Annotated in this window: 7 protein-coding genes; 5 read left to right on the top strand and 2 right to left on the bottom strand. The window is 74.4% G+C overall.

Annotation, left to right across the window (positions count from 1 at the left end; genetic code table 11):
* The 5 genes from KZX45_RS12350 to KZX45_RS12330 form a co-directional block, all read left to right on the top strand.
* On the top strand, window positions 1-723 hold a 723-nt coding region (locus KZX45_RS12350), incomplete at its 5' end, for a DUF222 domain-containing protein (protein ID WP_248258033.1).
* A gap of 241 nt (window positions 724-964) precedes the next feature.
* Window positions 965-1,513, top strand: coding sequence for a type 1 glutamine amidotransferase domain-containing protein (locus tag KZX45_RS12345; protein ID WP_248258032.1), 549 nt, complete (start codon window positions 965-967; stop codon window positions 1,511-1,513).
* Between the two features lie 194 nt (window positions 1,514-1,707).
* Window positions 1,708-3,033 (top strand): DUF4921 family protein, encoded by a 1,326-nt coding sequence (locus tag KZX45_RS12340; protein ID WP_248258031.1) that lies wholly within the window; start codon window positions 1,708-1,710, stop codon window positions 3,031-3,033.
* Window positions 3,033-3,557 carry a 2'-5' RNA ligase family protein gene (locus tag KZX45_RS12335; protein WP_248258030.1) on the top strand — a complete coding sequence of 175 codons (525 nt, stop codon included), beginning with the start codon at window positions 3,033-3,035 and terminating at the stop codon, window positions 3,555-3,557. The genes KZX45_RS12340 and KZX45_RS12335 overlap by 1 nt, the downstream gene beginning before the upstream one ends.
* Before the next feature lie 80 nt (window positions 3,558-3,637).
* Window positions 3,638-4,513 carry a carbohydrate kinase family protein gene (locus KZX45_RS12330; protein WP_248258029.1) on the top strand — a complete coding sequence of 292 codons (876 nt, stop codon included), beginning with the start codon at window positions 3,638-3,640 and terminating at the stop codon, window positions 4,511-4,513.
* On the opposite strand, the gene KZX45_RS12325 is transcribed toward KZX45_RS12330, so the two are convergent.
* Both KZX45_RS12325 and KZX45_RS12320 read right to left on the bottom strand, forming a co-directional pair.
* A complete protein-coding gene (locus KZX45_RS12325; RefSeq protein ID WP_248258028.1) occupies window positions 4,488-5,036 on the bottom strand; it encodes a hypothetical protein in 549 nt (182 codons plus the stop codon). The genes KZX45_RS12330 and KZX45_RS12325 overlap by 26 nt on opposite strands.
* 87 nt (window positions 5,037-5,123) lie before the next feature.
* On the bottom strand, window positions 5,124-6,416 hold the full coding sequence (locus KZX45_RS12320) for a glycosyltransferase (protein ID WP_248258027.1): 1,293 nt from the start codon (window positions 6,414-6,416) through the stop codon (window positions 5,124-5,126).
* Window positions 6,417-6,481 lie beyond the last annotated feature (65 nt).

Genomic DNA, 6,481 nt, shown 5'->3' with positions numbered 1-6,481 from the left:
GCCAACGGCCAGACCCTCCAGGAAGCCCTCGACGCACGCACCGGCACCCCGTCGGCCTCCGACACCCGCACGCCCACGCAGCGACGCGCCGCCTCACTGACCTCCCTGGCCCGCCTCACCCTCGACGCCGGCATCCTCCAGCCCGGCGCCCGCATCCGCCCCCACCTGAGCGTCCACGTCCCCTACGACACCCTCACCCGCCTCATCCAGGCCAGCCGCCCCACCCCCAGCCCCGGCACCGCGAGCCCCGGCGCAGGCCAGGGCGGCGCCCTGGTCATCCCCGGCACCCTGAACCACAGCACGCTCCTCGGCGCCGAACCCGCCACCCTGGCCGACGGCACCCCGATCGCCCCCCAGCTCCTCGCCCGTCTCGCCTGCCAGGGCAGCTTCCACCGCGTCATCTTCGGCCCCGACTCCCAGATCCTGGACTCCGGCCGCGAGGAACGCCTCTTCACCGCCGCCCAGACCCGCGCGATCATCGCCCGCGACCGCACCTGCCGCTACCCCGACTGCCACGCCCCACCCGGCGAGGGCGAGATCCACCACTCCCTGTGGTGGTACGACCAGCACGGCCCCACCGCCGCCCACCTCGGCATCCTCCTGTGCTGGCACCACCACGACCACGTCCACCGACACAACATCACCATCGAACGCACCGGCGACCACTGGACCTTCACCCGACCAGACGGCACCACCATCACCACCCTCCACACCGCCGCCTGACCCGCGCCCACGACGCACCCCCACGCCCACACGGGCCGCAGACCACCCCCGGACTGCGGCCCTTTGGCACGCCACATCACCGCTGCGCCGTCGGAGCTGCGGTGCCGCTCACTCGACGTTGCGGTGCCGCCCACTCGCGGCTGCAGTCCTGTTGCCGGCTCAGCGGCCGCCGCGGTGGCAGACCGCGGGGGCCGAACGTAGCCTCGAGAGGAACAGTCACCGACAGGGAGGAGCCCTCGACATGACGGACCTCAACGGCAAGCGCATCGCCTTTCTCGCGACGAACGGCTACGAGGACTCGGAGCTCACCTCGCCCTGGGAGGCCGTGACCTCCAGCGGCGCGGAGGCAGTTCTGATCTCGCCCGAGGCCGGATCGATCACCGGCAAGAAGGGGCACGAGGCGACCGTCGACTTGGCGGTGTCCGACGCCAGCGCCAGCGACTTCGACGGCCTGGTTCTCCCCGGCGGCGTCGCGAACGGCGACAAGCTCCGCATGGACGAGAAGGCTGTCGCTCTCACCCGCGACTTCTTCGACCAGCACAAGCCGGTCGGGGTCATCTGCCACGGAGGGTGGATCCTCACCGATGCCGACGTGGTGCGCGGTCGCACGCTCACGTCCTACCCCAGCCTGAAGACGGACCTGCGCAACGCGGGCGCGACGTGGGTGGACGAGGAGGTCGTGGTCGACGCCGGCCTCGTGAGCAGCCGGACGCCGGCCGACCTGCCGGCGTTCAACGCCAAGCTCGTCGAGGAGCTCGCCGAGGGCGAGCACGAGGCCCAGACCGCCTGACCCTGGGTCTTCGCCCGTGACGGCGGACCATCCAGTGCGACGAACCCGGGCGCCAGCCGTGAGGCCAGCGCCTGGGTTCGTCACGTTCGGCGGGCCGGCGCGCAGAGCTCCGTCCGGCCACGGGCCCGGGCTGCCGGTCGTACCATCGAGACGCCGCCCGGACCCGCCGGGCGGGCCCGCACGCCGAGGTGCCCATGCTCAGCCCGTCGTCCCCCGCGCCGATCACTCGGCTGCCCGACGGGACGGTCAAGCAGTTCAACCCGTTGACCGGCACCGAGGTGTGGACCGTTCCGGGCCGCGCCCGCCGTCCGCTCGCCGTCGCGTCCGTGACCGACGCCCTCGACCCGGCCCAGCACGGCCATTGGTGCGCCTTCTGCGAGAAGCGCTACCTCGACACCCCGCCGGAGAAGTCCCGCCTGGTGCGCTCGCCCGACGGCACCTGGCGGACGCTGGAACGCCTGCCGGCGGAGTCGCTCGACGCGACCGTCGCCGACTTCCGCCGGATCCCGAACCTCTTCGAGATCCTCTCCTTCGACTACTGGCGCCTCAACCACGGGTACGTCCCGCCCGAACACGTGGTCGCGCACGAGCGTGACTACCTCGCCTCCCCCGCCGGGCGCGTCCACGTCGAGCGCGTCCTGCGCCGTCGGGCCGAGGCGAACGGGACGAGCGCCGCGGAGTGGGACGCGGTCAGCCCCGACGCCAGGCTGGCGGGGGCGAGGAGCCTCTTCGCGGGCGGACACGACGTCGTCGTCGCCCGCCGCCACCTTGCCGACAGGGCCGCCGACGCACCGCTGCCGGCGTCGTCCGGGACCCTCACGCCGGAGGAGCACCGCCAGTACCTGGCTTTCACCGTCGAGGCGATGCGATCGCTGTACGCCGACATCCCCCCGGCGCGCTACGTCGCGGTCTTCCAGAACTGGCTGCGCCCGGCCGGCGCGTCCTTCGACCACCTCCACAAGCAGCTGGTCGCCATTGACGAGCGCGGCCGCCAGACGGACCACGAGCTCGGCCGCCTGCGCCTCGAGCCCGACCTGTACAACGACGCGGTGCTGCAGGTGGCCCTCGACGAGGACCTTCTCCTGGCGGAGACCGACCACGCCGTCGCCCTCGCGGGGATCGGCCACCGCTACCCCACGCTCGAGGTGTGGTCCAAGTCGGCCGCCGCGGTCCCGTGGGAGCTGACGCCGGCGGAGCTGCGGGACTTCTCCGACCTCCTCCACGCCTGCCACGCCGCCACCGGGCCGCTGGTGCCCACCAACGAGGAGTGGCACCACCGGCCCCCGGAAGCGGGCCTGCCCATGCCGCTGCGAGCAATGCTCAAGTGGCGGGTGTCCACGCTGGCGGGTTTCGAGGGCGGGACGAAGATCAACGTCAACACGATCTCCCCCGACGACCTGCGTGACCGGGTCGTGCGGCGCCTCGGTGAGCTGCGGGACCACGGTCTGATCGCTCCGGTGCCCCTCGGGCGCGAGTGTGCCGGGCTGCCGGGCTCGCTGCGCTACCGGGACGCTACCTAGTGGCCCTCGCCGTCTGCCTCCTCTTCGACGCCGCCGCGGACCGTGCCCTGCGGACGCTGTGGACCCGCCTCGAGGAGGCCGGCGTGCCGACCCTGCTCAGCCACACGCACCGCCGGCACGTGCCCCACCTGTCCTACGCCGTCCTGCGCACCTACGAGGTGGAGGCCGTGCGTGAGGCCGTCACAGCGCTTGCCGACGGCGGGCCGGTCACCCTCCACGCCGACGCCCTCGGCCTGTTCCGCCGCGGACGGGCCTCCCTGGTGCCGTCGCTGACGTCGGAGCTCGCCGCGCGCCAGGAGCGGGTCGTGGAGGCCTCGGTGGGCACGGGCGCCGACCTCCACCGGAACTACCGGCCGGGAGCCTGGGTGCCGCACGTCAGCCTCGCCACGCGGGCCCGCCTCGGGGACCTTCCCGCCGTCGCCGCCCTGGCGTACACGGTGCTCCCGATGCGGCTGCACGTCAGTCACGCGGCGCTGATCGACAGCTCCACCGGCGAGCGGTGGCCCCTGCCGGAGATCCCGTGACCGTCAATGCCACGCCGTCCGTCGCGCCGGCCTCGACGTCCTGCGCGGGCGAGAGTCGCGGCGCCGGTAGCGTCGGGCGGGTGAGCCCGACCCGCGTCCTGGTGGCAGGCCCCGCCTCGTGGAACCTCCTCGTCCACCTCGACCGCCTCCCGGAGGCGCGGCCGGGCACCCACTTCGCCCGCGGCTTCCACGAGACCGTGGGCGGGACATCCGCGGGCAAGGCCATGAACCTGGCCCGTCTCGGCGCGGAGGTGACCCTGCGGACCGTGCTCGGCGACGACGAGCCGGCCGCGCGGGTGCGCGCCACCCTCGACCGCTACGGCGTCCGGCTCCTCGCCGAGCCGGCGCTCGACGGGCGCACGGAGCGGCACGCCAACCTCATGGCCGCCGGGGACCGCGTCTCGCTCTACCTCACCGCCCCGCAAGCGGGCGTCGAGCAGCACGCCGACGCGAGCCGGGCGGCGCTGGCGGCGGCGGACGCCGTCGTCGTCGACCTCGCCGACCACGCCCGACCGGTCCTGCGCGCCGCCGTCGCCGCCGGCATCCCGGTGTGGACGGACCTTCACGACTACGACGGCGAGGCGGCGTACCACCGCGAGTTCGCGATGTCGGCGCGGTACGTGTTCCTCAGCTCCGACCGGCTGGCCGACCCGGCGGCCTGCATGCGTTCCCTCGTCGACGGCGGTGCCGAGCTGGTGGTCTGCACGCACGGCGCGGCCGGCGCCAGCGCGCTGCAGGCTGACGGCAGGTGGACCGACGTTCCCGCGGTGCCCGTCCAGCAGCTGGTGGACACCAACGGCGCCGGCGACGCGTTCTTCGCCGGATTCCTGACGGCATACCTCGACGCGCAGGACGTGGCGGCGGCGCTGCGCCGGGCGGCCGAGGTGGCCGCCGAGTGCGTCGCTGTGGCCGACCTCGCGCCGCCGCCGCTCAGCGCCGCGCGGCCCGAGCGGTGACCACCGCGGCCGGGACGAGAACGCCGAGCCAGGGCAGCGCCCAGGCCCACAGGCCCATCCCCAGCAGCGCGGTGTGGAACGCCGCGATCCCGCCGAGCCCGGCGGCGCGTCGGCGCGGGTCCCGGGAGAGCGCGAGCAGACCGATCGTCGCCTCGAACCCGATGCCGACCACCGGTACGGCCACGCGGGGATGCTCGCCGAACGTCGCCTCCCACAGCGCGGGGAGCGGGCCGAGGTCCCACGGCGAGATCTCCTGGAACCAGCCGCCCATCCCGGCGTAGGACCCGGGGCGGGCCAGGGTCATGTAGGTGTTCAGCCCGGCGCCCCCGACCATCATCGCGCCGGCGACCACGGCGACCCGCCGCGCCCAGGGAGGGCTCGGGTCGGCCGGCGCCGCACCGCCGGGCGAGCGCTCCCGAGCCGTACCGCCGGGCGACGGGCCTCCGGCCGCACCGCCGGACCCCGCCCGACGGTGCTCCTCGACGGTCCCTTCACGCCCGGACCAGGGCTCGGTTGTCGTCATGACGCACCTCCGCCGTCGTCCCCTCCTTCCTACCCGGGACGACGGCGGAGCTGCGAGAGACCTTGGTCCGCTCCCGGCGCGTGCCGCTCAGGCGCGCGCGGGGGCCAGCTCAGGCCGCTCGTCGAGGCGGGCGAAGAGCCGGTCGAAGACGTTGGCCCGGTCGAACTGGAGGCTGTGCGCCCGGGCCCGCCGCTCCCACTCGAGCCGCTCCGCGGCGGGCATCCCGACGGCGCGGTCCAGGGCGGCGGCGATCGCGGGCGGGTCCTCGACCGGGACCACGATCGCACAGTCGGCCACGGCCTCGCCGATCCCCCCGGTGTCGGTGGTGATGACCGGCCCGCCGCCGGCGAGCATCTTCTCGACCAGCGCGATTCCGAACGTCTCGGTGAACTCCGGCAGCGGCTTGCTCGGCAGCGCGTACGCGGCGCTGCCGGCCATGAGGTGCGGCTTCTCGGCGTCGTCGACGTCGTCGAGGAAGACGATCCGGTCGGCGACGGGCGAGGCTGCGGCCTGCGCGCGCAGCGCCCCCGCGGCCGGCCCGCTGCCGGCGACGACGAGCCGCACCGAGCCGTGCACCGAGCTCGCGGCGAAGCCCTCGATGAGGTCGTCGACGCCCTTGGCGGGGCTCAGACGGGAGAGGAAGAGGACGTACCCGTCGCGCTCGAGCCCGCGGGCGGCGAGAACCCGCTCGGTCTCGGCGTCGTCGAGGTCGAGGTAGGCGCCGGTGTCGATGGCCGGGTAGGAGATCGCCACCCGCTCGCGGCACTGGTCCGCGAAGGTCGTGCCGTGACGGGCGTCGATCGCCGCGGCCTCGGCGACGATGAGGTCACGGGTGTACTCCGAGACGGCCACGCACACGTCCGAGGAGAGGTAGCTCGAGAGCACGTGCGCGGCGGCGCCGAAGCGCCCCTCGTCCACGCAGGAGCGCACCACGTTCGTCACGTCCGAGCCGACCGCCTCGGCGATGGTCGTGACGTTGACGGGCAGGCCGGTGCTGCGAGCGGCGCGCACGGCGTCCGCGACGGCCACGGTGTGCGGGCTCAGGTACAGCGACATGCACACGGTGGGCACGCCGTCGGTGAAGAGCTCGATCAGCCGGCCGGTGATCCCGGCGAGGTACCGGCCGTCGGGGACCTTGTAGTCCCCCACCGGCCCGGGCCGTTCGACCACGATCCCGTCGCTGTAGGGCAGCACGTGGTCCAGCGGCTTCAGCGGCAGCCCGGTGGCCTGCAGCCGCTCGATCGGCCACGTGACGATGCGGACCTCGTCGAATCCCCGCGTCAGGGCGGCCTCGGCGAGGTTGCGCGCCTCGCCCGAGTGCCCGCAGATCACCGGGTCGGCCCGGACGACGATCACCAGGCGGCGGTCAGGGGTGGTCATGGGCGCGGTACCTCCACGGGGGTCTCAGGGTTTCTTGCGGCGGGCGGCGGCCAGCGCGCGGGCGG

The organism is Georgenia sp. EYE_87 (assembly GCF_023148685.1).
Classification (GTDB): domain Bacteria; phylum Actinomycetota; class Actinomycetes; order Actinomycetales; family Actinomycetaceae; genus Georgenia.
The sequence above is the reverse complement of the archived record's forward strand: the minus strand, read 5'-3'. Positions and strand labels throughout refer to the sequence as shown.